Here is a 23,867-nt window from a genome sequence, read left to right as displayed (position 1 = left end):
TGTCAGCCTGCGTTTTCGAGGATCAGGGCAACGCCCTGACCCACGCCCACACACATGGTACATAGCGCGTATTTGCCGCCCGTCCGCTTGAGCTGCAGCGCCGCCGTCATCACCAGACGTGCGCCGGACATGCCAAGCGGGTGGCCGATGGCGATGGCGCCGCCGTTGGCATTTACATGGGGTGCGTCATCCGGCACGCCAAGCGCGCGCAGCGTGGCGAGGCCTTGGCTCGCGAAGGCTTCGTTAAGCTCGATCACGTCCATCTGCTCGATCGTCAGGCCCGCGCGGTCCAGCACCTTGCGCACCGCCGGGATCGGGCCGATGCCCATGACGCGCGGCTCGACGCCCGCCGCCGACATGGCCACGACGCGGGCGATGGGGGCCAGGCCGTGGTCCTTCACGCCCGCCTCGGAGGCCAGCAGCATCGCCGCGGCACCGTCGTTCACGCCCGAGGCATTGCCCGCGGTCACGGTCAGGTCGGCGCCATTGATGCCGCGCAGCTTGCCCAGTTTCTCCAACGTGGTGCCGGGGCGGGGGTGTTCGTCGCTGTCGATGACCACGTCCTCGCCCTTGCGCTGCGGAATGGTGACCGGGGCGATCTCCTCGGCGAAGACGCCCTTCTCGGCTGCGGCGGCATAGCGTTCCTGGCTACGTGCGGCGAAGGCGTCTTGATCTTCGCGCGACACGTCATGGTCGGCGGCGACGTTGTCGGCGGTCTCGGGCATCGAGTCGACGCCGAACTCAGCCTTCATCTTCGGGTTCACAAAGCGCCAGCCGATGGTGGTGTCATAGACGGCGTTGTTGCGCGAAAAGGCGGTTTCGGCCTTGGGCATCACGAAGGGCGCGCGCGACATGCTCTCAATCCCGCCCGCGATGGCGAGGTCCATGTCGCCCGCGCGGATCGCCCGGGCGGCAGCGCCCACGGCGTCCATCCCGCTGGCGCAGAGACGGTTGATCGTCGCACCCGGCACCTCGACCGGCAGGCCAGCCAATAGCGACGCCATACGCGCCACGTTACGGTTATCTTCGCCTGCCTGATTGGCGCAGCCCATGATCACGTCATCGACGCGCGCCCAGTCGACGGAAGGGTTCCGCTCCATCAGCGCTTTCAGCGGCACGGCGGCCAGATCATCGGCGCGAACCGAAGAGAGGGCGCCGCCGTAACGGCCAATGGGGGTGCGCTGCGCGTCGCAGATGAATGCCTGCATGGGGGTCTCCTGTTGTTGCACCGCAATCTACACATCGGGGCGATTCGGTTCAATCAAAATGTTACGGAATGAAAATGGGGTACGGATTTTGGTAACACGTCATCGCGCTGTCACCAAAGCTTTGCCAAAGAGTCACGCAGCTGTCGGCCATCTGTCACGCGCCGGGGGTTCTGTGCCGCCATCGCCACCCTCAGAGGAAGCTCACGATGACCAAACTGATCCGCCCGACCCGTCGCGCTGTGCTGGCGGGCTCCACCGCCTTTGCCGCAAGCCTTGCCATGCCCAGCCTCAGCCGTGCAGCCTCACGCCCGGTGTTTACCCATGGGGTGCAATCGGGCGATGTCGACACGCAGTCCGGCATGATCTGGACCCGCACCGACCGCCCGGCACGGGTGCAGGTCGAAATCTCCACCACCGAGAGCTTTGATAACGCGCGCCAGCTTGCGCCGATGAACGCGTTGCCGAACCACGATCTGGCGGTGAAACGTCTGGTCGAAGGGCTGCCCTCGGATCAGGATATCTTTTACCGCTTCACCGCTGCGGACCTGAGCGACATCAATGCCACTTCCGAGCCGATCATCGGCCAGTTTCGCACCGCGCCCACCGCGCGCCGCGACGTGCGCTTTGCTTGGTCCGGTGACACCGCTGGTCAGGGCTGGGGCATCGACGATGAGGGCATGCGCACCTATGCGACCATGGCCAAACACCGCCCCGACTTCTTCCTGCATTCCGGTGACACCATCTATGCCGATGGCCCGCTTGAGGATGAGGTGCAGCTTGACGACGGCACGATGTGGAAGAACACCACCATCATCGACGAGAAACGCAAGGTGGCTGAGACGCTGGACGAATACCGCGGTCAGTGGAAATACAACCTGATGGACGACCATGTGCGCGAGATGAACGCCCATGTGCCGACCTTCATGCAGTGGGACGACCATGAGGTCGTGAACAACTGGTCCTCCTCGCGCAGCCTGATGGAAGACGACCGCTATAGCGAGAAGTCGATCCATGTCCTTGCCGCCCGCGCTTCGCAGGCCTTCCATGAGATGACCCCGCTGCGCATCACCCCCGCCGAGCCGGGCCGGGTCTACCGCAAGATCAACTACGGTCCGATTCTGGATGTCTTCTTCCTCGACCTGCGCAGCTACCGGGGGCCGAACAGCGAGAACATGCAGACCGAGATGTCGCAGGCCACCGATATCCTCGGGGCCGAGCAGATGGCATGGCTCAAGCGTGAGCTGACCAATTCGGCGGCCACATGGAAGGTCATCGCCTGCGACATGCCCATCGGTCTGGTCGTCGGCGGCGGGGCCGAGGCGGTTGCCAATGGCGACAATGGCGCCGCCAAGGGCCGCGAGCAAGAGATCGCGGGGCTGCTGCGTTTCATCAAGACCGCGCAGGTCGACAACGTGGTCTGGTTCACGGCGGATGTGCATTACACCGCCGCGCATTACTACAACCCCGACAAAGCGCAGTTTCAGGACTTTGACCCGTTCTGGGAGTTTGTGTCGGGCCCGCTGCACGCGGGCACCTTTGGCCCGAACGAATTGGACGGCACCTTTGGCCCCGAGTTGAAATACGTCAAAGCCCCCGAAGAAGGTCAGGTGAACCTGCCGCCCTCCGCCGGTCTGCAATTCTTTGGCTTGGTCGATATCGACGCCAAGACCCAGCAGATGAAAGTGCGTCTGATGGACCGCGCCGATACCGAGCTTTACTCGGTGACGCTCGACCCCAAGGGCGCGACGATCTAAGCGCCCTCCGCATGGCACAGTGAGAGGATCGCCCGGAAGCGGGCGATCCTTTTCGTTTCAGTAGTCGACGCCGCGCTGTGCTTTGATGCCCGCTTTGAACGGGTGTTTGACCTCGGACATTTCGGTCACCAGATCGGCATAGTCGCAAAGCTCGGGCCGGGCGTCACGGCCTGTCAGCACCACGGCGGTGCGCTTGTCGCGCGCGTCGAGCCCGGCGATCACATCTTCGATCTTGAGGTATTCATAGCGGATGGCGATGTTGATCTCATCCATCACCACAAGGTCATAGTCGCCGCTCTCCATCATCTCGCGCGCCTTGCCGAATGCGGCCTCGGCGGCGGCGATGTCGCGGTTGCGGTCTTGGGTGTCCCAAGTGAAACCTTCGCCCATCGTGTGCCATGTCACCTCATCCAACCGTTCAAAGAACAATCGTTCGCCGGTTTTCCATTTGCCCTTGATGAACTGCACCACGCCGACGCGCTGTTTCCAGCCAAGCGCGCGCACCACCACGCCGAAAGCAGAAGAGGATTTGCCCTTGCCCGGCCCGGTATGGACCAGCACCAGACCCTTGTCCGGGTCTTGCAACTCGGCCACCTTGGCGCGCTGCTCGGCCTGACGCTGCTGCATCTTTTCCTTGTGATCTTTCGGATCCGCGTCGCTCATCGGTCATCTCCTCTATCCGGTTTTGGGGCACCATAGGGAGAGGCCGGGCCGGGCGAAAGCCCGCATTCGATCACGCTTTGGGATCGGTGACAGACCGCGCCTTGCCCCGTTCCATCCCCAACTGCCGCTCGCGCCAGATCACCAACGCGCCCGCGCTGATCACCAGCGCCGCGCCCGCCAGCATCATCATCGTAGGCAGTTCGGCAAAGAAGACATAGCCCAGCAAGATGGCGAAAAGCATCGAGGTATAGTCATAGGGGGCCAGCATCGAGGCTGAGCCAAAGCGGTAGGCCGAGGTGATCAGGATTTGCGCCACCCCGCCGATCAGCCCGGCGAGGACCAGCAGGCCAAAGGTTTGCAGATCGGGGATGACCCAGCCGAAGGGCAGGGTGCAGAGCGCCAGCAAGGAGGCGGTGCAGGAGAAGTAAAAGACGATCGCGGCGGTATCTTCGTTCTGCACCAATTGGCGAATGTGGATCTGCACGAGGCTGCGCACCATTGTCGCCATCAGGATCAGCAACGCGCCGATGGTGGCTGTCTGCTCCATCGTGCCGATGCTGGTGAATCGCGGCCAAAGGATGATCATCACCCCCACCAACCCAATCGCCACGGCACTCACGCGGATCAGCCGGATTTTCTCGCCCAGCAATACGGCAGCGAGGATGACGGTGAAAATCGGTGTGGCAAAGCCGATGGCCGTGACCTCGGGCAGGGGCAGCAGGCCGAGGCCGGTAAAGGTCAGCCCCATCGCCGTGGTGCCGAAGAGCCCGCGCCAAACATGGCCCATCGGGTTTTGCGTCTTTAGCCCGCTTTTCAATTTGCCGCGCTGCGCCAGCCAGATCAGGATCACCGGAATGGCAAAGAAGGAGCGGAAGAAGACCGACTCCCCGGCGGGGACCTCGTCGGCCAGCGATTTGATGATCGCGGACATGCAGGTGAAAAGCAGGATCGCCGTGATTTTCAGTCCGACACCAAGGGCGGGGCGGGCGGAGAAATCATCGACTTTCATGCTTTGATCCTCACGCCTCAGGGCCGATTATGCCGCGGTTCTGGCCAATCTGTCCGCGATGCAGCAGCAGGTGATCCAGCAGCACGCAGGCCATCATCGCCTCGCCCACCGGCACTGCGCGGATGCCGACGCAGGGATCGTGGCGGCCCTTGGTGATGATCTCGGTCTCTTCGCCCTGTTTCGTGATCGTGCGCCGCGTGGTCAGGATGCTGGAGGTCGGCTTCACCGCGAAACGCAGCACCACATCCTGCCCGGTGCTGATCCCGCCCAAGATGCCGCCCGCGTGGTTCGAGGAATATTCCGGCCCATCGGGCCCCATGGTGATCTCATCGGCGTTCAATTCGCCCGTCAGCATCGCCGCCGACATGCCCTCGCCGATCTCCACGCCTTTGACGGCATTGATGCTCATCATCGCGGCGGCCAGATCGGTGTCGAGCTTACCATAGACCGGCGCGCCGAGGCCCGCAGGCACGCCGCGCGCCGTCACTTCGATGATCGCGCCGACGCTGCTGCCCGATTTGCGCAGCCCGTCGAGGTAGTCGGCCCAGTCCGCCGCTGCTTTGGCATCCGGCACCCAAAAGGGGTTTTGGTCGATCTGGTCCCAATCGAACGCTTCGCGGTCGATCTTATGCGGCCCCATCTGCACCATGTAGCCGGTGATCTGAAGCGCCGGCACCAGCGCTTTGATCGCCTCACGCGCCAGACCGCCCGCCGCCACCCGCGCGGCGGTCTCCCGGGCCGAGGAACGGCCACCCCCGCGATAGTCGCGGATGCCGTATTTCTGGAAATAGGTGATATCGGCGTGACCGGGGCGGAACTTGTCCTTGATGTCGCCGTAGTCTTTCGAGCGTTGATCGGTGTTCTCGATCATCAACTGGATCGGCGTGCCGGTGGTGACCCCTTCAAAGGTGCCCGACAGGATCCGCACCTCATCCGCTTCGCGCCGCTGTGTGGTGTATTTGTTCTGGCCCGGTTTGCGCTTGTCGAGCCACTGTTGGATCATGCCCTCGTCAATCGGCACGCCAGGGGGGCAGCCGTCGATGGTCGCCCCAAGGGCGGGCCCGTGGCTCTCGCCCCATGTGGTGACCCGGTAAAGATGGCCAAAGCTGTTGATCGACATGGGCGGACCTCCTGTTGTCAAACCCTTAGCCGGGGCAGCGCCCTGCCTCAAGGGGATTTGCCTTGCCAATTGTGCAGGTCCGATCTACCCCTGACGCTACCTCGGGGGGCCTTTGGGCTGAGATGTGCATGTTGTGCGGACCCGTTGAACCTGAACCGGTTAACACCGGCGGAGGGAAGGTCAGGACAGACATCCACCTTTTACCTTTCGCCGCAAAAGGAGGATGCGATGAAGTATCTTACACTTGCTGCGGGCGTCTTGGGCGCATCGGCCGCATGGGCCGAGACGCCTGAACTGACGGTCTATACCTACGACAGTTTCGTCACCGAATGGGGGCCGGGTCCGGCCATCGAAGAGGGGTTCGAGGCCGAATGCGGCTGCGACCTGAAATTCGTCGGCATGGGCGACGGTGCGGCCCTTTTGGCGCGGCTCAAGCTTGAAGGCGCACGGTCCGACGCGGATATCGTGCTGGGGCTGGACACCAGCCTGATCGCCGCCGCGAAAGAGACCGGGTTGTTCGCGCCGAGCGGGTTGCAGGCCGACTATGACCTGCCGATCACTTGGGAAGACGAAGTTTTCGTGCCCTATGACTGGGGCTATTTCGCCTTTGTCCACGGCACCGATCTGGACGCGCCCGGCAATTTCAAAGCGCTGGCCGAGAGCGATCTGAAAATCGTGATCCAAGACCCGCGCTCTTCGACGCCGGGTTTGGGGCTGCTGATGTGGGTCAAAGCGGCCTACGGCGAGGACGCGCCCGAGGTTTGGGCGGGGCTGGCCGACAACGTCGTGACCGTGACCAAAGGGTGGTCCGAAGCCTACGGTCTCTTCCTCGGAGGCGAGGCCGACATGGTGCTGAGCTACACCACCTCTCCGGCCTATCACCTGATCGCGGAGGAGGATGACAGCAAGACCGCGGCGCTGTTCGACGAGGGTCATTACATGCAGATCGAAGTGGCGGGGAAGCTTGCCGGGTCGGATCAGCCGGAACTGGCGGATCGGTTCTTGCAATACCTCGTCTCTGATGCCGCGCAATCGGTGCTGCCGACGACCAACTGGATGTATCCCGCCGTGACGCCCGAAGGCGGTCTGCCCGCAGGGTTCGAAGGCATGATCCAGCCCGGCAAGGCGCTGTTGGTGCCGAACGGCGATGTCCCCGCGCTCCGTGATGAGGCTTTGGACGAATGGCTGACCGCGCTGTCGCGTTAAGCGGCAAGTCGGGGCTTTTCGCCGCCGCGCTGGTGGCGGGGCTGATCCTTGCCGCTTTGGTCGCCGTTTTCGCGGCGGCCGATGTGGGCGCAGGGCTCGGCCCGGCAGATTGGGCGGCGGTGCGGTTTACCGCGACACAGGCGGTTTGGTCGGCGGTGCTTTCGGTGTTGCTGGCCGTGCCGGTGGCGCGGGCATTGGCGCGGCGGCGGTTCTGGGGGCGCGGGGCGCTGATCACGCTGCTGGGCGCGCCCTTCATTCTGCCGGTGATCGTGGCGGTGCTGGGGCTGCTGACGGTCTTTGGCCGTTCGGGGGTACTGAACCAATTTGGCGCGGCTCTGGGCCTGCCGCCGGTGTCGATCTACGGGCTGCATGGTGTGGTTCTGGCGCATGTCTTCTTCAATCTGCCGCTGGCGACGCGGCTTTTGCTGCAAGGCTGGCAGAGCATCCCGTCCGAGCGGTTTCGGCTCGCGGGGCAACTCCAGATGACGCCGCGGGCGCTGTTTCTGGCGCTGGAATGGCCAATGCTGCGCCAGGTGCTGCCCGGTGTGGCGGCGCTGATTTTCGTGATTTGCCTGACCAGCTTCGCCGTGGCCCTGACGCTGGGCGGTGGGCCGCGGGCGACGACGATTGAATTGGCGATCTATCAGGCCTTTCGGTTTGACTTTGATCTGGGGCGCGCCGCGCTTCTGTCCGTGGTGCAGCTTGTTCTGGCTGGCGCTGCGGCGGTGGCGGCGCTTTGGTTGATCCCGCCGATCAGCTTGGGCGGCGGGTTGGACCGCCCCCTGCGCCGCTGGGATGCGCGGGGCGGCGCGCAGCGGGCGTTGGACGGGGTGGTGATCGCGCTCGCCGCGCTGTTTTTGCTGCTGCCGCTGGGGGCCGTGGTGCTGCGCGGGCTGGCGGGGGTCGCGGAACTGCCTGCCTCGGTCTGGCAGGCCACCGGGAATAGCATTCTGGTGGCGGGGTTGAGCGTGGCGGTGCTGGCCCTGCTGGCGCTGCCGATGGCAGGCTGGATCGCCACCCGGCGGCGCGGCGGGGTGGAGGCGATTGGCCTGATGGGGCTTGCGGCCTCTCCGCTGATGATCGGCACGGGGTGGTTCATCCTGATCAACCCTGTGCTGGACCCGGCACGGCTGAGCCTGCCGGTCACCGCCTTGGTCAACGCGCTGATGGCGCTGCCTTTCGTGCTGCGCATTCTGGTGCCGCGCCTGCGCGAGACCTTGCAGGATTATGGCCCCCTGACCCAGACCCTCGGCATGACGGGCTGGGCGCTGTGGCGGCTGCTGGTCCTGCCGCGTCTGCGCCCGCAACTGGGCTTTGCCGCCGGGCTGACGGGGGCGCTCTCGGTGGGGGATCTCGGCGTGATCGCGCTTTTCGCCGATCAGGAACGTGCGACGCTGCCTTTGCAGATGTATCGTCTGATGGGCGCCTACCGGATGGAGGCCGCGGCGGGCGCGGCGCTGCTTTTGCTGGTCTTGGCACTGGCGGTGTTTTTCATCTGCGACAAATGGGGGCGCTGGCATGCTGACGCTTGAGGAAATGCGCATTGAGCGGGGCGATTTCAGCCTCGTGGCCGATATGACACTGGCGCAGGGGCGCAACTACGCGGTAATCGGCCCCTCGGGGTCGGGCAAGTCGACCTTGCTGGCGGCAATCTGTGGGTTCGTGCCGGTGGCGGCGGGGCGGCTGCTGCGGGAGGGGGAGGAGATCACGGATCAACATCCCGGCCAGCGCGGCATGACGATGCTGTTTCAGGATAATAACCTGTTCCCACATCTCACCGTGCGGCAGAACGTCGGCCTTGGCCTGCGCCCCGACCTGCGGTTGAAAGCGGCGGATCGGGAGGCCGTCGATGCGGCCCTCGCGCGGGTGGGGCTCAGCGATCACGCCGCCAAACGCCCCGGCGCGCTCTCGGGTGGGCAGCAAAGCCGCGTGGCGCTGGCGCGGGTGCTGGTGCAGGCGCGGCCTTGGGTGCTGTTGGACGAGCCCTTCGCCGCGCTCGGCCCGGCGCTGCGAGTCGAGATGTTGGATTTGGTCCAAGACCTCGCCCGAGAGACGGGGGCGGGACTGATCATGGTGACCCATGCGCCCGATGACGTGCGCCGCATCGCGGATGAGGTGATCTTTGTCGAAGGCGGGCGCGCTCATGCGCCGGGACCGGCGGCGGAATTGCTCGACAACCCGCCCCCGGCCCTGCGCGCCTATCTCGGCTAGGCGGCGGAAATTTTTGAAATTTCCGGGGCGTTTTCTTTTGAAGAAAACGTCTCAAGCGCCTGGGTCATGCCAAGGGCGGCCTGCGCAGCCTCGCGGCCCTTGGTGACGAAATGATCGCGGTAGATCGCGTTGTGATGATCCGTTTCCTGATAGTGGTGCGGTGTGAGCGAGACCGACAGCACCGGCAGGTCGCAGTCGAGCCCCACGCGCATCAGCCCATCGACCACCGTCTGCGCTACGAAGTCATGCCGGTAAATGCCGCCATCCACCACGAAGGCCGCGCAGATCACGGCGTCGTAGCGCCCGGTCTTGGCCAGACGCTGCGCCATGAGCGGCAGTTCAAAGGCACCGGGAACGGCAAAGCTTTCCACCTGCGCGGCGTCAATAACTTCGGTAAACCCGTCATAGGCGCGGTCGACGATATCCGCATGCCAGCTTGCACGCACAAAGGCGAAACGGGCGGAACGTTCTTGTGTCATGGTGATCTCCTTTAGGTTCAGACACGTCCACCCAAGGCGATCACGCGCAAAGACCGGGGCTTCGCCCCCGTCGTTGTTCGCATTCTCTTTCATCCGGACTGTGACCGTCGGCTCTGGAGTCGCACCAGATCTGCTGACACCTTCGAAAAGGCCGCTCGCGGGCTTGCGGAGACCGCTTACCGCCGGTGGGGAATTTCGCCCCGCCCTGAGAATGATGTCAGGTTGCCAAGTTGCGCAAGGCTCTGCAATACCAAAAGAAACGCATAGGAGGCACCATGCACCCCAATCCGATCTACCGCAAAGAGGGCCGCGACCGGAACCTCGCCTTTGCCCGTGACGTCGGTTTTGGCGTGTTGGCGATCAATGGGGCGGAAGGGCCGTTGATGGCGCATGTGCCGTTCATCCTGAACGACGCCGGGGATTTGGCCGAGTTGCATCTGGTGCGCTCAAACCCCATCGCGCGGGCGCTGAAAACCGCGCAGCCGGTGCGTTTGGCGGTAACGGGGGCCGACAGCTATGTCTCGCCCGACTGGTACGGGATCGAGGATCAGGTGCCGACATGGAACTATGTGGCCGTGCATCTGACCGGCACGCTAGAGCTTCGCCCGGCAGAGGAACTGCCCGATCTGCTGGCACGGCAATCGGCGATCTATGAGGCGCGGCTGGCCCCAAAGACCCCGTGGAAGATGGACAAGATGACCCCAGAGGCGCGGGACAAGATGCTGCGCATGATCATGCCCTGCCAAATCCGCATCACCGGGATCGACGGCACATGGAAGCTGGGCCAGAACAAGGATGCGGCTGTGCGTCTGGCGGCGGCGGAGCAGATGGCGGCGCATGGGTTCGGTACGGATCCGGCGGTGATGGCGGCTCTGATGCGCGGGGTGTGATCGCCGTTGCGTCTGGCGCGGCGCCGTTGAATAGTGCGGGCAACCAAGGGGGGACTTCACGTGAAACTATTTTATTCTCCAACCTCGCCCTATGTCCGCAAGGTCATGGTGCTGCTGCATGAGACCGGTCAGCTTGATGATGTCGCGCTGGAGCCGACATCGGGCACGCCGCTGGCCCCGGCTGAGGGCTTTGCCGCGCGCAACCCGCTGACCAAAGTGCCCGCGCTGGAGCGGCCAGACGGCTGCACGCTGTACGACAGCCGGGTGATCTGCGCCTATTTGGATGACCGCGCCGGGGCGGGGCTTTACCCCCAAGGCACAAGCAGGTGGGACACTTTGACGCTGGAGGCCACGGCGGATGGGATGCTCGATGCCGCGCTCGCTATGGTCTATGAGGGCAAGCTGCGCCCCGAAGACAAACGCATGTCAGAATGGGTCGAAGGCCAGTGGGGCAAGGTCGACCGGGCCTGTAAGACGCTTAACAATCAATGGGCTGCGCATTTGGCCGGGCCTTTGGACATGGGGCAAATCGCGCTTGGCTGCGCCTTGGGATATATCGATTTTCGCCATGGTGCGCGGGATTGGCGGGCTGAAAACCCCGATCTGGCGGCATGGTTCGATGCCTTTGATTCGCGCCCCGCGATGACCCATACCGCGCCGCCGCAGTAAGCGCGCCGTAATGATATTGCCACAATCGCGGTATTTTTGCCGCGTTGTGGCGCGGTTGATCCAAGATGCGCGGCTTTGACATCTGGACGGGCGCGGTCCATCCCGGTAGATAGCGGCGAGAAGTCAGGTGGCAAGGTGACGCCACCCCTATGTCTGTCGGCCAAAGTTGGCCAAGAATTGGAGTAAACCCGTGTCCCAAGCAGAAGAACACGCAGGCACCCGGAGGGATTTCCTGTATTACGCGACAGCCGGTACAGGTGCCGTCGCCGTTGGTGCCGCCGTCTGGCCGCTGGTCAACCAGATGAACCCCTCTGCCGACGTAAAGGCGCTGTCGTCCATTCGTGTGGATGTGTCCGGCGTCGAAGTCGGGACGCAGCTGACCGTGAAATGGCTGGGCAAGCCGGTGTTCATTCGCCGCCGCACCGAGGCCGAGATCGAAGAGGCAAGCGCTGTCGACGTGTCCAGCCTGCCTGACCCCATCGCGCAGAATGCCAACCTGGGCGGCGACGTGCCCGCCACGGACGCCAACCGCGCATTGGACGAAAACGGCGAGTGGCTGGTTCAGATGGGCGTCTGCACGCACCTTGGCTGCGTGCCTTTGGGTGATGCTGGCGACTTTGGCGGCTGGTTCTGCCCCTGCCACGGGTCGCACTACGATACGGCGGGCCGCATCCGTAAAGGGCCGGCGCCGCGCAACTTGCCGGTGCCTGTCGCCGAATTCGTGGACGAGTCCACGATCAAACTGGGTTAAGGGAGCGGAAGAAAGATGTCTGGAATTCCTCACGACCATTACGAGCCGAATTCGAACGGCGAAAAGTGGCTGCACCGCCGCCTTCCCATCGTTGGCCTTTTGTACGACACATTGATGATCCCCACGCCCAAGAACCTGAACTGGATGTGGATCTGGGGCATCGTGCTGACTTTCTGTCTGGCACTGCAGATCATCACCGGCATCGTTCTGGTGATGCACTACACGCCGCATGTCGATCTGGCCTTCTCGTCGGTTGAGCACATCATGCGCAACGTGAACGGCGGCTATATGATCCGCTATCTGCATATGAACGGCGCGTCGCTGTTCTTTATCGCGGTCTATGCGCATATTTTCCGTGGTCTCTACTATGGCTCCTATAAAGCCCCGCGTGAGATCACATGGATCATCGGCATGTTGATCTATCTGCTGATGATGGCCACCGGCTTTATGGGCTATGTTCTGCCTTGGGGTCAGATGTCCTTCTGGGGCGCGACCGTGATTACCGGCCTCTTTGGCGCGGTTCCCTTTGTCGGTGAAACACTGCAGACCTTCCTGCTGGGTGGACCTGCGGTTGATAACGCGACGCTGAACCGCTTCTTCTCGCTGCACTATCTGCTGCCCTTCGTGATTGCGGGCCTTGTGGTGCTGCACATCTGGGCCTTCCACACGACCGGCAACAACAACCCCACCGGGGTCGAAGTGCGCCGCACCTCGAAGGAAGACGCCAAGAAAGACACGCTGCCGTTCTGGCCCTACTTCGTGATCAAGGACTTGTTCGCGCTGGCCGTGATCCTGACGCTGTTCTTCGCGGTTGTTGGCTTCATGCCGAACTATCTGGGCCACCCGGACAACTACATCGAAGCCAACGCTCTGGCGACGCCTGCACACATCGTGCCGGAATGGTACTTCCTGCCCTTCTACGCGATCCTGCGGGCCTTCACCTCTGAGGTTTGGGTTGTGCAGATCGCGTCCTTCGTGACCGGTGGCATCATCGACGCCAAGTTCTTCGGCGTGCTGGCGATGTTCGGTGCGATTGCCGTGATGGCGCTGGTGCCATGGCTGGACACATCCTCTGTACGTTCGGGCCGGTATCGTCCGATGTTCAAATGGTGGTTCGCTCTGCTGGTGATCGACTTCTTCGCCCTGATGTGGCTGGGTGCGATGCCCGCAGAAGAGCCCTATGCGAGCTTCTCACTGATCGCTTCGGCCTATTGGTTCGCCTACTTCCTCGTGATTCTGCCCCTCTTGGGCGTGATCGAGAAGCCGCTGGCGCAGCCTGAAACCATCGAAGCCGACTTTGACGCGCATTACGCGCCCAAGGCAGGCGGCACCAAGACGCTTGTGAACCCGGCGGAATAAGGATCATGACCATGATGAAGACCAACCTCCTTTCTGCCGTGGTAACTCTGGGCCTTGCCCTGCCGGGGACGGCGGTGCTGGCGCAGGACACAGCGACAGAAGAAGAACTGCTAACAACTCCGGCGGAAACGCCGGAGGCCGAAGCCGAAACCGCGCCTGCTGAAGCGCCAGCGGCGGAAGAGGCACCTGCTGAAACTGACGCGCCCGCAGCCGAACCCGAGGTCGACGCGGCCCCGGCTGACGAACCCGCGGTTGAGGCAGCCCCTGCTGAGGACACCGCAACCGAAGAGGCACCTGCTGCCGAGGCTCCGGTTGAAGACGCACCAGCTGAAGAGGCGACAACCGAAGAAGCTCCGGCTGAAACGGCGCCTGCCGAGGAAGCACCAGTAGCGGAAGAGGCCCCGGCCGAAGAAACCGCCACTGAGGATGCTGCCACCGAGGAAGCGCCCGAAGAGGTTTCTGCCGAAGACGCCGAAGAAGCGCCTGCCGAAGAAGTCGGAGCCACGGACGAAGCGCAATCGACAGCCGAGGAAAACGCTGAAAACGAAGTGATCGCCGAAGACGATGTTGCCGGTCAGGCGCATAGTGATGACCCCAACGTGGGTGTCATGGAAGCGGAAGACCACGGCGAGGAAACTGCCGCTGAAGATCACGCCGGTGACGACGATCAGGGTGACGATTCCCACGCCACACCGCATATCGACAACATCGATTTCTCTTTCGATGGTCCGTTCGGCGGTTACGACGTAAACCAGCTCCAGCGCGGTCTGCAGATCTACACCGAGGTTTGCGCGGCCTGCCACGGTCTGGAGTATGTCGCGATGCGGACATTGTCGGACGAAACCGGTCCGAACATGCCCGAAGAGCAGGTGATCGAATACGCCAAAGGCTATGACGTCTATGACGCCGAGCTGGACGACACCCGTCCCGGCACCCCGGTTGACCACTTCCCCGGGTCCAACCTGCCGAACGCACCTGACCTCTCGCTGATGGCCAAGAAACGCGCCGCGTTCCACGGCCCCTATGGTCTGGGCATCAACCAGTTCCTCAAAGGGATCGGCGGGCCGGAGTATATCACTGCGCTTCTGACCAGCTACACCGGCAAAGAGAAAGAGCAGGCGGGCACGGTTCTTTACGAGAACACCGTTTTCCCCGGCGGCTGGATCGCCATGGCGCCCCCACTTTCCGATGGGCTGGTCGAGTTCGCGGATGAGCATGCCAATGACGTGCAGCATATGTCCGAGGATGTCTCTGCCTTCCTGATGTGGACTGCCGAGCCGAAGCTGGGCGCACGCAAACAGGCTGGCTTTGCCGGGGTTGTTCTGCTGGGTCTGCTCTCGGTCCTGCTCTATCTGACCAACAAGAAGCTTTGGGCGCCGGTCAAGAACCGCCGCAAGGACGGCTGATCGGGCCACGGCTTTTGTAAATGAGAAGGGCGCCGGGAAACCGGCGCCCTTTTTCGTGGCCATGCGTTATGATGGCGTCCATTGGACCTAGAACCTCTCAACAGGTTCCGCCCGGCGGCACAGCGGGCATCGCCCTCCCTCTCTCGGAGGGCGATTTTGCGAGGTTCCATGATGCGGAGTCGTCTCGGGTACGGCAGCCATTCCGACCGCAGTCTCGTTCCATCGCCCCCCAGGGAGGGCAATGCCCTCCGCGCTGCAGAGCAGCCGTTTTCAGGCGGTCAGCTGCGTGCCTGAAATCCCGGTGATCTCGGCCTGCACGATCTCCCCCTCAACCTGTGGCACGGCAAAGCTCACCTCGGTGAACTGCGCCGTGCGGCCCATGTGGGGGTTCTCCATCAACACGTCGTGGGTGCGCCCGACCTGCGCCTCAAGATGCCGTTGCACCTGCAGCTCGCCAGCCGCCCGCAACCGTGCCGCACGCTCCTTGATCGCCGCGCCGTTCACCGCGGGCATCCGTGCCGCCGGCGTGCCGGGACGGGCGGAGTAGGGGAAGACATGCAGCCACGTGAGGTCGCATTCCTCGACCAGTTTCAGCGAATTGTCGAACATCGCCTCGGTCTCGGTCGGGAAGCCTGCGATGATGTCGGCGCCGAAGGTCATGTCGGGGCGCAGCGCGCGGGCCTCTTGGGCAAAGCGGATCGCATCGTCGCGCAGGTGGCGGCGCTTCATGCGCTTGAGGATCATGTCGTCGCCATGCTGCAACGATAGGTGCAGATGCGGCATTAAACGCGGCTCAGTGGCGATGGCCTGCATCAGGTTCTCGTCCACCTCGATCGAATCAATCGAGGAGATCCGCAGACGCGGCAGGTCGGGTACCAGCTTCAGGATGCGCATCACCAAGTCGCCAAGCTTCGGCATCGCCGGCAGATCGGCGCCCCAAGAGGTCAGGTCGACCCCGGTCAGCACGACCTCGTTGAAGCCCTTGTCTACCAGCCGCTTGATCTGGTCCACCACCACGCCCGCAGGCACCGAGCGCGAATTGCCGCGGCCGTAGGGGATGATGCAGAAGGTGCAGCGGTGGTCGCAGCCGTTCTGGACCTGTACATAGGCGCGGCTGCGGGTGCCGAATCCGTCGATCAGATGGCCCGCGGTCTCGGTCACCGACATGATGTCGTCGACCTGCACGCTCTCGGTCTTACCGATGAAATCGGCGGCCATGCCCTGCCATGTCGCGCCCTGCATCTTCTCGGTGTTGCCGATCACGGCATCGACCTCGGGCATGGCGTTAAAGGTTTCGGGTTCGGTCTGCGCCGCGCAGCCGGTCACGATCAACCGCGCCTCGGGATGTGCCTTGCGCAGCTTGCGGATGTCCTGCCGTGCCTTGCGGACCGCCTCGGCCGTGACCGCGCAGGTATTGACCACCACGGCGTTCTCCAGCCCCGCCTGTTCGGCGAGTTCCTTCATCGCCTCGGTCTCATAGGCGTTGAGACGGCAGCCCATGGTGCTGAAAATTGGGGCGCTCATGTCAGGCTCTCCAGAAATGCGGGGGTGAGGCTGCCGGAGAAGACATGCATCGTCGGCCCGGTCATCCAGACGCCATCCTCGCGCCAGTCGATATGCAGCGTGCCGCCGTCGAGATCGATGCGCACGGCACGGCCCGTGAGGCCCCGACGCGCGGCGGCCACGGCGGTGGCGCAGGAGGAGGAGCCAGAGGCGAGCGTCACGCCGACGCCGCGCTCCCAGACGCGCATGCGGATGTGGTCCGGCCCGACGATCTGCGCGACCTGCACGTTGGTGCGCTCAGGGTAGAGCGGATCATGCTCGGCGCGGGGGCCGAGGTCGGAAAGGTCCACCGCCTCAGCGTCTTCCACGAAAAAGGTGCAATGCGGATTGCCCATGCCGGTGGCTGTCGGGTCGCCGTCGATCGGCAGATGCAGCGTGTCCATCTCGCGCGCCAGCGGCACCTCGTCCCACTTTAGCTGCGGATGGCCCATGTTGACGGAGGTCAGGCCACCCCCGGCGTCTTTCGCTGCCAGATCGCCACGCGCGGTGGTCAGATGCAGCGAATCGTGGCCTGTGTCGTCCATCAGATAGCGCGCGATGCAGCGGGTGGCGTTGCCACAGGCGGCGGAAAGGGAGCCGTCGCTGTTGTAAAAGGTCAGATGCGCGTCGCCCGTCCCGCGCGTGATCACCGCAAGCTGATCGAATCCCACGCCAAATTGCCGGTGCCCGATGGCCTGCGCCATCGCCGGGGTCACGTCGATTCCTTCCGCGCGTGCATCGAACACGACGAAATCATTGCCAAGCCCATGCATCTTCATGAAGGGCAAACCGGGGGTCTGATCGCTGTACATTCGGCGCATATAACCCCGGCATGAAAACTAATCCAGCATCTCGCAAGATTTTCGTAATTAAGGGCTTGACCCTGCCGCCCGTAATTTCTAGTTACCCGCCTAGTGGGCCGTTAGCTCAGTTGGTAGAGCAACTGACTTTTAATCAGTAGGTCGATGGTTCGAACCCATCACGGCTCACCACTCACCCCCCCTTAAATGGTTATGGATCAGGTGTTTGGTGCCGCCCTCGGGCGGTTTTGCTTATTCTTGACCGCGCAGCCGGGCCGAGCGTCGGCGCAGGGCTTCCAGCACAAAAAGCATCGTCGCCGAGAGCACCACCAGCAGCGTCGCCACTGCCAGAATCGTAGGGTTGATCTGCTCGCGCAGGCCCGAGAACATCTGCCGCGGAATCGTGCGCTGCTCTGGCCCCGCGAGGAAGAGCACGAGCACCACCTCGTCGAAGGAGGTCACGAAGGCAAAAAGCCCGCCCGAGATCACGCCGGGGCGAATGAGCGGAATCACCACGTCCCAGAACACTTTGATCGGTGAGGCGCCGAGGCTCAGCCCCGCGACGAAGAGTGACCGGTCAAAGCCGCTGAGCGTGGCGGTGACGGTGATGATGACAAAAGGCACGCCAAGTGCGGCATGGGCGATGATCAGCCCGGTGAAGGTGCCCACGAGGTTGAACTGCGTGTAGAAGAAGAACATGCCCGCCGCGATGATGATCAGCGGCACGATCATGGGCGACAGCAACAGCGCCGTGATCACCCGTTTGAACGGCATCCAGGGCGAGGCTAGGCCCACCGCCGCCAGCGTGCCCAGCACGGTGGCGATGCTGGCCGCCGCGATGCCGATGACGAAGGAGTTGCGGATCGCGATGCGCCATTTCTGATCATCGACGATCTCCTGATACCAGCGCGTTGAATAGGCGTCGGGGTCGAGCGACAGCATGCCTTGGGTGAAGGTAAAGAAGGGCTCGGCATTGAACGACAGCGGCATGATGACGAGGATCGGCAGCATCAGGAAGACCAGCACCAGCCCCGCCATGATGCGCAGGCCATAGTGCCCCGCCTTGTGCCAGATCGTGTAATAGTCGGGCAGTTGGCTCATGACGTCATCCCAGCTTAAGGTTGTCGGTGCCGACAAAACGGTCGAACAGCCAGTAGAGAACGAGGATCAGGATCAGCAGGAGCGAGCCCAAGGCCGCCGCCAGTTCCCAGTTGTTGGACACCTGCATGTGAAAAGCGATGATGTTGGAGATCATCTGACCATCGGTGCCGCCGACCAGCGCGGGCGTGATGTAGTAGCCGACCGAGATGATGAAGACCAAGAGCGCCCCGGCAGAGAGGCCCGGCAGGCTCATTGGCAGGTAGATCTTGTACCACGCGCCGATGGGGTTCGACCCCATGGAGATCGCCGCGCGCATAAAACTCGAATCGATCCCGCGCATCACCGCGTAGAGCGGCAGCACCATGAAGGGCAGCAGGATGTGGGTCATGGCGAGGATGGTGGAGAACTCGTTGTAGAGCAGCTCAATGGGCTCGTTGATCAGCCCGGCCCAGATGAGGGACGAGTTCACCACGCCCCCGGCTTGCAACAGCGCGATCCACGCGGTGGTGCGCACCAAGAGCGAGGTCCAGAAGGGCAGCAGGACAAAGACCATCAGGAAGTTCGCCGTCGCGGGGCTGGCCTGCGACATGTAGAAAGCAAGCGGATAGCCCAGCAGCATCGTCAGCCCGGTTATGATCAACGCCATCTTCAGCGTTTTAGTGTAGAGCTGTTTGTAAATCTGTGTGTCGCGTTGGACGATGTCCCCTTCGGAGTTGTATTCCATATCGACAGCGGTGAGGTAGTAGCTCGACGTATAGACCTGCCCGGCGCTGCGGATCGCGCGCCAAGTGGCGGGCTTGGCCCAACGGTCGTTCTTTTCCAGCAGCATCTCTGCCCCATTGGCCGCAAGCTCGGCATCATCGGCGCGGCGCAGGCCCCGGGCGGTGGATTTGATGACGCTCGACATGCCCGGCAGGGCGCGGTTGATCTCATCGGCGAACCTGCCGGAGGTGCGGTTGTTTGCCATGCGCTTCATGTCGATGGCCATCTGGGTGATGACCGCCGCATCGGGCAGGCTCTCGCCCTCCCAGCCTTCGAGCATCTCCAACGTTTCGGGCACCAGTTCGGCCACGGTGGGGTTGTAGACGCTGCGGAACAGCATCGTGGTGATCGGTGCGACAAAGGCGAAAAGGATGAAGAGCAGCAGCGGCACCACGAAAAGAAACGCCTGCAGGCGGCGTCTGCGCATTTGGCGACGGGCGTTGGCGGCGTCTTGGGAAGTGAGGCTGGACACGCGGTTACTCATCTATAGAGGTTGGGTGCCCCGCGCCCGGTCAGGCGCGGGGCAGGGGGCTTATTGCAGCAGCCATTCGTTGAACTTCTCGCCCAACGTCTCGCCATAGTCGGCCCAGAAGATGCCATCGGCTTTGACGCCTTCGTCAAGATGCGCGGTGGGCAGATCTTGTTTCACGTCCTCGGGCAGCAGCGCTTGGGCAGAGGCGCGGGTCGGGCCATAGGCCACGTCCTGCATGCCCGAGAGCGGCACGGTGCCGGTGGCGAATTTGATGAACTCCATCGCCTCTTCTTTCTTCTCGGTGCCCTTCATGATGGCCCAAACGTCGAGGTCATAGATGTGGCTGTCCCAGACGATCTCGAAGGGGGCGCCATCATCTTTGATCGCGGCGAAGATGCGACCATTGGCGGATTGCACCATGGTCGCCCCACCGTCGTTCAGCAGCACGGGGGCCTGCGACCAGCTGTCGTACCAAGTGATGTCGTCCTTGATGGTGTCGAGCTTGGCAAAGGCACGTTTCTGCCCCTCTTCGGTGGCCAACACCTCATAAACTTCTTCCGGGGCGACGCCATCGGCCAGCAGCGCCCATTCCATGTTGACCTGCGGCCGTTTGCGCAGACCGCGTTTGCCGGGGAACGCCTCGGTATCAAAGAAGTCTTCGATGGTTTTCGGGCCTTCGCCGTTCTCGGTGTTCACGGCAAAGACGACGGACCAGACGATATTGCCCACGCCGCATTCATTGGCCAGCGCGTCATCGATGAAGTCATCCGCCGCTGGCGTGCCATCGTCGCCATCGGGCAGAACCGATTGGTCGATCACTTCCAGATAGCCTTCGGCACAGGCGCGTTCGAGGTCGATCACTTCGATGTCGACGACATCCCACAGGATGTTGCCCGCCTCGACCTGCGCCTTCATCTCGGCCACGCCACCGCCGTAATCTTCGAACAGGATGTTGGTGCCGGATTTATCCATATAGGGCTGGATCATATGTTCCATCTGCGCGGCGCCATAGGCCCCGCCAAAGGACGTCACCGTCAGGTCCTCGGCCAAGGCGGGGCTGGCGATCAGCGCCGCGGTGGCCAGATAACTCAAATGCTTTTTCATCGGTCTCTCCTTGTCATGTCCAGGTTTTATGCGGGGCCCCGGTTTGCCCCCGGTCGCCCTTAATTGGCAAAGGCGATGCAGTCTTTCGTAAGGGACAACAGCTGCGCCGTCGCGCCCTCTTCGAACTCGGGCGCGGACAGGTCGTTGAGCACTTTGACGATAATGTCGGTGCCGTCCGGCAGGCGGAAATAATATCGGATGAAATCGCCCACATAGATGCGCGTGACAAAGGTCGCCGTCAGCGCGTTGTCATGGGCGTGGGTCGTGGGATGGATGAACAGTTTCTCGGGCCGGATGGAGACGCGGCATTGCGCGCCTTCGGTCAGCCCTTCGGAGGTTTGCGTGGTGATCGTGCCGGTATCGGTCTCGACCTTGGCGATCTCGCCTTCGATCCGGGTGACGCGGCCCTGCACGAAGTTGTTCTCGCCGATGAATTCGGCCACGAAGGCATTCACCGGCCGCTCGTACAATTCCGCGGGCGGGGCGCATTGCTGCACCACACCGTCGTTGAAGACGGCGATCCGGTCGGACATCGACAGCGCCTCGGTCTGGTCGTGGGTGACGTAGATGACGGTAAAGCCGATCTGCTTGTGCAGGCGGGTGATCTCAAACTGCATCTGTTCGCGCAGGTTCTTGTCGAGCGCGCCGAGAGGTTCGTCCATCAGAATGAGCGTCGGCTGGAAGATCATCGCGCGGGCCAGCGCCACGCGCTGCCGTTGCCCGCCCGAAAGTTGCCCGGGGCGACGGTCGCCAAAGGCGGAAAGCTCGACCAGCGACAGATACTCGGCCACCCGCTCTTGGATATCTGCCTTGGACATTTTGCGCACGCTCAGCGGATAGGCGAGGTTTTCGGCCACGGTCATATGCGGGAACAGCGCGTAGTTCTGGAACACCATGCCGATGTTGCGCTTGTTCGGCGCGGTCTTGTTGATCGACCGGCCATTGATCGCGATATCGCCCGAGGTGACGCTCTCAAACCCTGCCAGCATCATCAATACGGTGGTCTTGCCCGAGCCCGAGGGGCCAAGAAGGGTAATGAACTCCCCCTCCTGCACATCCATGTCGAAGCCTTTGACGACGAGATTTTCCTGATCGTAGCTCTTCTTGACGTTATCGAAACGCAGAAAAGTCTCTGCTTTGGTGTCTTTCATTGTGTCGCGGCTCTCCCTGTCGCTGGGGGGAGTTAAACAGGTGCGATGATTCTAAACAATATGTTGCACCATTTAAGAGAATCGCGCCCTTCCCGGCGCTTATCGCATGGGCATTTAGCCCCCGGTGATGGCAAGATCGGCGGCTTTCGCCACGTTCTGCGAGAAATCGGTGGTAGAGCACCTATGTAGAAAGCTGACCACGCGGGCAGACTGTCCAGCAGGCGAAACCGATCAAAAGGAGAGGCACCGATGGGCAAGCGTATCGCAATCGTAGGGGGCGGCTATCTGGGGGCTGAACTGGCCAAAGCGATGGACCAGATCGCCGAGGTGACCTTGATCGAGCCGCGCAGTCATTTCGTACATGCCTCCGCGATGATCCGCGCCGTGGTGCAGCCCAGTTTGGTTGAGGAATCGCTGATCCCCTATGACCGTTTGTTGAAACGGGGCCGCGTTGTTGCGGCGCGGGCGACTGCTGTCGATGGCGAGGGTGTCACGCTGGAGGACGGCACGCGGGTCGAGGCGGATTATATCGTCGTCGCCACCGGTTCGGACTATGCGACGCCGTTCAAGCCCAAGGGCGCAGATATCGACGGGCTGCGGGCCGCGAACCAAGAGACGCGTGAAAAACTGCTGGCGGCCAAGACCGTGGGCATCATCGGCGCGGGCGCCGTCGGGGTCGAGCTTGCCGGTGAGATCGCCCATGCCATGCCCGACAAAGAGATCACCCTGATCACCAAAGACGACAAGCTTTTTGCCGGAAAGCCCGACAGCCTCGGCGCCTCGCTGAGCAGGAAGCTGAAGCGCGCCGGGGTGGAGCTGATCCTCGGCAAGAAGGCCGAAGGGCTCGCCTCCATGACAGAGCCACATGCGGGCAGCCTCACCCTTGACGGCGGGGCGGAGCGGACATTCGATCTGATCTTCCCCGTTTTGGGCGCGCGCGCCGCGTCAGAATTGTTGAAGAACCTGCCCGGGGCCGAGGTTACCGCCGCGGAGCGGATCAAGACCGATGGCTATCTGCGCCCCTCATCCCTGCCCAATGTCTTTGCCGCGGGGGATGTGGCGGACCCCGGCGACAATATGACCATCGTCGCGGTCAGCCGGCAGTTGCCATGGCTGAGAAAGACCCTCACCGGGCTGATCACGGGCCGCAAGCTGGCGGATATGAAAACCTATCGCCCTTGGGGCGCGGAGGCACCGATTCTGCTGCCCTTGGGGCCGGTGCGCGGCAATAGCTTTTTGATGCTCTTCACCGCGGGCGATTGGGTGACGCAAAAGATGAAGGGCGCGCATCTCTTTGTATCGAAGTACCAAAAGCTGCTGAACAGGCATTGACCGCAGCCCGAGGGAGGGGCGCTCTATACCTTAGAATAGGGCGCTTATCCCGACGCCAGCAGGCATTGCGCGGCGAGATGTGTGAAGGTTGAGACAAGTCAACTCAGGAGCACAAGCCATGTCCATTCAGTTCAGCAACAGTTTCGACGCCGCCCAAGCCGTTAGCGAAATCACCCCGATCACCGCCTGCGTCAGCATGGGCAAATACGCGACCGCACAGGGGGAGCTTATCTGGCAAAGGGGTGAGATCGCCTGCGTGCGTTCCGACTCGGCGATGTTCGTCGGCAAACGCATTTAAGCATTCACGTCATATTAAGTCCCTCACCACTAGGGTGACCCTTGGGGCGTGATTAAAGTGTAAGGCGGGGCGCGATGAACTGGAATGCTATCGTTATCGACGATTCTGAGATCGCACGACAGTTCATTCAAGCGTCCCTCGCCGAGGTCGGGTTTTCCTGCGTGGCAGATTATGGCTGCCCCGCCCAAGCTCTGGTCGCGCTGGCGCAGGAGCGGATCGCGACGGATGTGATCATCACCGATTTCATGATGCCCGCGATGGATGGGCTTGAGTTCTGTAGCCAGGTCAAAGGCTTGCCGTTCTATCGGGGCATCCCGGTCGTCATGATCTCGACCCGGAAAGACGCCGATCTGCTGCGCCGCGCTTTGGCGGCGGGGGCAAGCGATTGTTTGAAAAAGCCTTTCAGCTTGGACGAGCTTGCTACGCGGCTACAGCTTTGCCTGCAAAATGCGGGTGTCCGCGTCCAATAGGGCCGTCCGAGGCCGGCGGCTCGCAGCACCCCGAGGGGTAGGGCGTCGGGGCCGTTTGATGCCTGATCTACAGTCAATCATTTGTCGGGGAATATGGTGCCCAGGAGAGG

Annotated in this window: 23 protein-coding genes, 1 tRNA gene and 2 riboswitches; of the genes, 13 read left to right on the top strand and 11 right to left on the bottom strand. The window is 62.7% G+C overall.

Going from position 1 to position 23,867, the window contains the following annotated elements:
* Positions 1-2: 2 nt before the first annotated feature.
* Positions 3-1,208, bottom strand: coding sequence for a 3-oxoadipyl-CoA thiolase (pcaF, locus tag FCK22_RS05495; RefSeq protein WP_067265794.1), 1,206 nt, complete (start codon positions 1,206-1,208; stop codon positions 3-5).
* A gap of 206 nt (positions 1,209-1,414) precedes the next feature.
* Between pcaF and FCK22_RS05490 the strand changes: the two genes are divergently transcribed.
* Complete coding sequence (locus tag FCK22_RS05490; RefSeq protein WP_067265791.1) at positions 1,415-2,962, top strand: alkaline phosphatase D family protein; 1,548 nt, start codon at positions 1,415-1,417, stop codon at positions 2,960-2,962.
* 57 nt (positions 2,963-3,019) lie between these two features.
* Here FCK22_RS05490 and cobO read toward each other — a convergent pair whose 3' ends face one another.
* The 3 genes from cobO to aroC all read right to left on the bottom strand — a co-directional run bounded on the left by cobO (position 3,020) and on the right by aroC (position 5,754).
* Positions 3,020-3,625 (bottom strand): cob(I)yrinic acid a,c-diamide adenosyltransferase, encoded by a 606-nt coding sequence (cobO, locus tag FCK22_RS05485; protein ID WP_067265789.1) that lies wholly within the window; start codon positions 3,623-3,625, stop codon positions 3,020-3,022.
* A gap of 70 nt (positions 3,626-3,695) precedes the next feature.
* Entirely contained in the window at positions 3,696-4,634 is a 939-nt protein-coding gene (locus FCK22_RS05480; protein WP_067265788.1) for a DMT family transporter, read from the bottom strand.
* A gap of 10 nt (positions 4,635-4,644) precedes the next feature.
* On the bottom strand, positions 4,645-5,754 hold the full coding sequence (gene aroC, locus FCK22_RS05475; protein WP_067265786.1) for a chorismate synthase: 1,110 nt from the start codon (positions 5,752-5,754) through the stop codon (positions 4,645-4,647).
* Between the two features lie 92 nt (positions 5,755-5,846).
* Positions 5,847-5,948: riboswitch (TPP riboswitch) on the top strand.
* 34 nt (positions 5,949-5,982) lie between these two features.
* On the opposite strand from aroC, the gene thiB reads away from it, so the two are divergent.
* From thiB to FCK22_RS05455, 3 genes are read left to right on the top strand one after another with little or no spacing between them, the layout of a single operon-like run.
* Positions 5,983-6,960 carry a thiamine ABC transporter substrate binding subunit gene (gene thiB, locus FCK22_RS05465; RefSeq protein WP_067265784.1) on the top strand — a complete coding sequence of 326 codons (978 nt, stop codon included), beginning with the start codon at positions 5,983-5,985 and terminating at the stop codon, positions 6,958-6,960.
* Positions 6,936-8,492 carry a thiamine/thiamine pyrophosphate ABC transporter permease ThiP gene (locus FCK22_RS05460; RefSeq protein WP_067265781.1) on the top strand — a complete coding sequence of 519 codons (1,557 nt, stop codon included), beginning with the start codon at positions 6,936-6,938 and terminating at the stop codon, positions 8,490-8,492. Before thiB ends, FCK22_RS05460 begins: the two co-directional genes overlap by 25 nt.
* Entirely contained in the window at positions 8,479-9,171 is a 693-nt protein-coding gene (locus FCK22_RS05455; protein ID WP_067265780.1) for an ATP-binding cassette domain-containing protein, read from the top strand. Before FCK22_RS05460 ends, FCK22_RS05455 begins: the two co-directional genes overlap by 14 nt.
* On the opposite strand, the gene FCK22_RS05450 is transcribed toward FCK22_RS05455, so the two are convergent.
* Positions 9,168-9,650: a 6,7-dimethyl-8-ribityllumazine synthase gene (locus tag FCK22_RS05450; RefSeq protein WP_067265801.1), complete on the bottom strand. Its 483-nt coding sequence runs from the start codon at positions 9,648-9,650 to the stop codon at positions 9,168-9,170. The genes FCK22_RS05455 and FCK22_RS05450 overlap by 4 nt on opposite strands.
* 77 nt (positions 9,651-9,727) lie before the next feature.
* Positions 9,728-9,867, bottom strand: a riboswitch (FMN riboswitch).
* Positions 9,868-9,925: 58 nt separating this feature from the next.
* Here FCK22_RS05450 and FCK22_RS05445 point away from each other — a divergent pair.
* The 5 genes from FCK22_RS05445 (at position 9,926) to FCK22_RS19580 (ending at position 14,725) form a co-directional block, all read left to right on the top strand.
* Entirely contained in the window at positions 9,926-10,540 is a 615-nt protein-coding gene (locus FCK22_RS05445; RefSeq protein WP_067265779.1) for an FMN-binding negative transcriptional regulator, read from the top strand.
* A 60-nt stretch (positions 10,541-10,600) separates the two neighbouring features.
* Positions 10,601-11,209: a glutathione S-transferase gene (locus FCK22_RS05440; RefSeq protein WP_067265778.1), complete on the top strand. Its 609-nt coding sequence runs from the start codon at positions 10,601-10,603 to the stop codon at positions 11,207-11,209.
* Positions 11,210-11,399: 190 nt separating this feature from the next.
* Positions 11,400-11,960: a ubiquinol-cytochrome c reductase iron-sulfur subunit gene (petA, locus tag FCK22_RS05435; RefSeq protein WP_067265776.1), complete on the top strand. Its 561-nt coding sequence runs from the start codon at positions 11,400-11,402 to the stop codon at positions 11,958-11,960.
* 15 nt (positions 11,961-11,975) lie between these two features.
* On the top strand, positions 11,976-13,319 hold the full coding sequence (gene petB, locus FCK22_RS05430) for a cytochrome b (RefSeq protein ID WP_067265773.1): 1,344 nt from the start codon (positions 11,976-11,978) through the stop codon (positions 13,317-13,319).
* A gap of 11 nt (positions 13,320-13,330) precedes the next feature.
* Positions 13,331-14,725, top strand: coding sequence for a cytochrome c1 (locus tag FCK22_RS19580; protein ID WP_331711022.1), 1,395 nt, complete (start codon positions 13,331-13,333; stop codon positions 14,723-14,725).
* Between the two features lie 270 nt (positions 14,726-14,995).
* Here the strand turns inward: FCK22_RS19580 and mtaB are convergent, their stop codons facing one another.
* Complete coding sequence (gene mtaB / locus FCK22_RS05420; RefSeq protein WP_067265769.1) at positions 14,996-16,249, bottom strand: tRNA (N(6)-L-threonylcarbamoyladenosine(37)-C(2))-methylthiotransferase MtaB; 1,254 nt, start codon at positions 16,247-16,249, stop codon at positions 14,996-14,998.
* Positions 16,246-17,079 carry a diaminopimelate epimerase gene (gene dapF, locus FCK22_RS05415; protein ID WP_067265767.1) on the bottom strand — a complete coding sequence of 278 codons (834 nt, stop codon included), beginning with the start codon at positions 17,077-17,079 and terminating at the stop codon, positions 16,246-16,248. Before dapF ends, mtaB begins: the two co-directional genes overlap by 4 nt.
* 104 nt (positions 17,080-17,183) lie before the next feature.
* Between dapF and FCK22_RS05410 the strand changes: the two genes are divergently transcribed.
* Positions 17,184-17,259: transfer RNA gene (locus FCK22_RS05410), tRNA-Lys, on the top strand.
* A gap of 60 nt (positions 17,260-17,319) precedes the next feature.
* On the opposite strand, the gene FCK22_RS05405 is transcribed toward FCK22_RS05410, so the two are convergent.
* Genes FCK22_RS05405 through FCK22_RS05390 form a run of 4 tightly spaced genes read right to left on the bottom strand, consistent with a single transcriptional unit; the run spans position 17,320 to position 21,657 of the window.
* Positions 17,320-18,168 (bottom strand): ABC transporter permease, encoded by an 849-nt coding sequence (locus FCK22_RS05405; RefSeq protein WP_067265764.1) that lies wholly within the window; start codon positions 18,166-18,168, stop codon positions 17,320-17,322.
* Positions 18,169-18,172: 4 nt separating this feature from the next.
* A complete protein-coding gene (locus FCK22_RS05400; RefSeq protein WP_067265761.1) occupies positions 18,173-19,402 on the bottom strand; it encodes an ABC transporter permease in 1,230 nt (409 codons plus the stop codon).
* A 60-nt stretch (positions 19,403-19,462) separates the two neighbouring features.
* The gene (locus FCK22_RS05395) at positions 19,463-20,506 is read right to left on the bottom strand and encodes an ABC transporter substrate-binding protein (protein WP_067265759.1); all 1,044 of its coding nucleotides are present in this window, start codon (positions 20,504-20,506) and stop codon (positions 19,463-19,465) included.
* A gap of 59 nt (positions 20,507-20,565) precedes the next feature.
* Positions 20,566-21,657: an ABC transporter ATP-binding protein gene (locus FCK22_RS05390; RefSeq protein WP_067265756.1), complete on the bottom strand. Its 1,092-nt coding sequence runs from the start codon at positions 21,655-21,657 to the stop codon at positions 20,566-20,568.
* Positions 21,658-21,867: 210 nt separating this feature from the next.
* Between FCK22_RS05390 and FCK22_RS05385 the strand changes: the two genes are divergently transcribed.
* From FCK22_RS05385 to FCK22_RS05375, 3 genes are all read left to right on the top strand, one after another.
* Positions 21,868-22,989 carry an FAD-dependent oxidoreductase gene (locus tag FCK22_RS05385; protein WP_269451597.1) on the top strand — a complete coding sequence of 374 codons (1,122 nt, stop codon included), beginning with the start codon at positions 21,868-21,870 and terminating at the stop codon, positions 22,987-22,989.
* Between the two features lie 118 nt (positions 22,990-23,107).
* Positions 23,108-23,287 carry a hypothetical protein gene (locus FCK22_RS05380; RefSeq protein ID WP_067265753.1) on the top strand — a complete coding sequence of 60 codons (180 nt, stop codon included), beginning with the start codon at positions 23,108-23,110 and terminating at the stop codon, positions 23,285-23,287.
* Between the two features lie 74 nt (positions 23,288-23,361).
* Complete coding sequence (locus FCK22_RS05375) at positions 23,362-23,757, top strand: response regulator (protein WP_067265751.1); 396 nt, start codon at positions 23,362-23,364, stop codon at positions 23,755-23,757.
* Positions 23,758-23,867: the final 110 nt, after the last annotated feature.

The sequence above is a fragment of the Sulfitobacter sp. 15WGC genome (assembly GCF_005068605.1).
In the GTDB taxonomy this organism is placed as follows: Bacteria; Pseudomonadota; Alphaproteobacteria; order Rhodobacterales; family Rhodobacteraceae; genus Sulfitobacter; species Sulfitobacter faviae.
The sequence above is the reverse complement of the archived record's forward strand: the minus strand, read 5'-3'. Positions and strand labels throughout refer to the sequence as shown.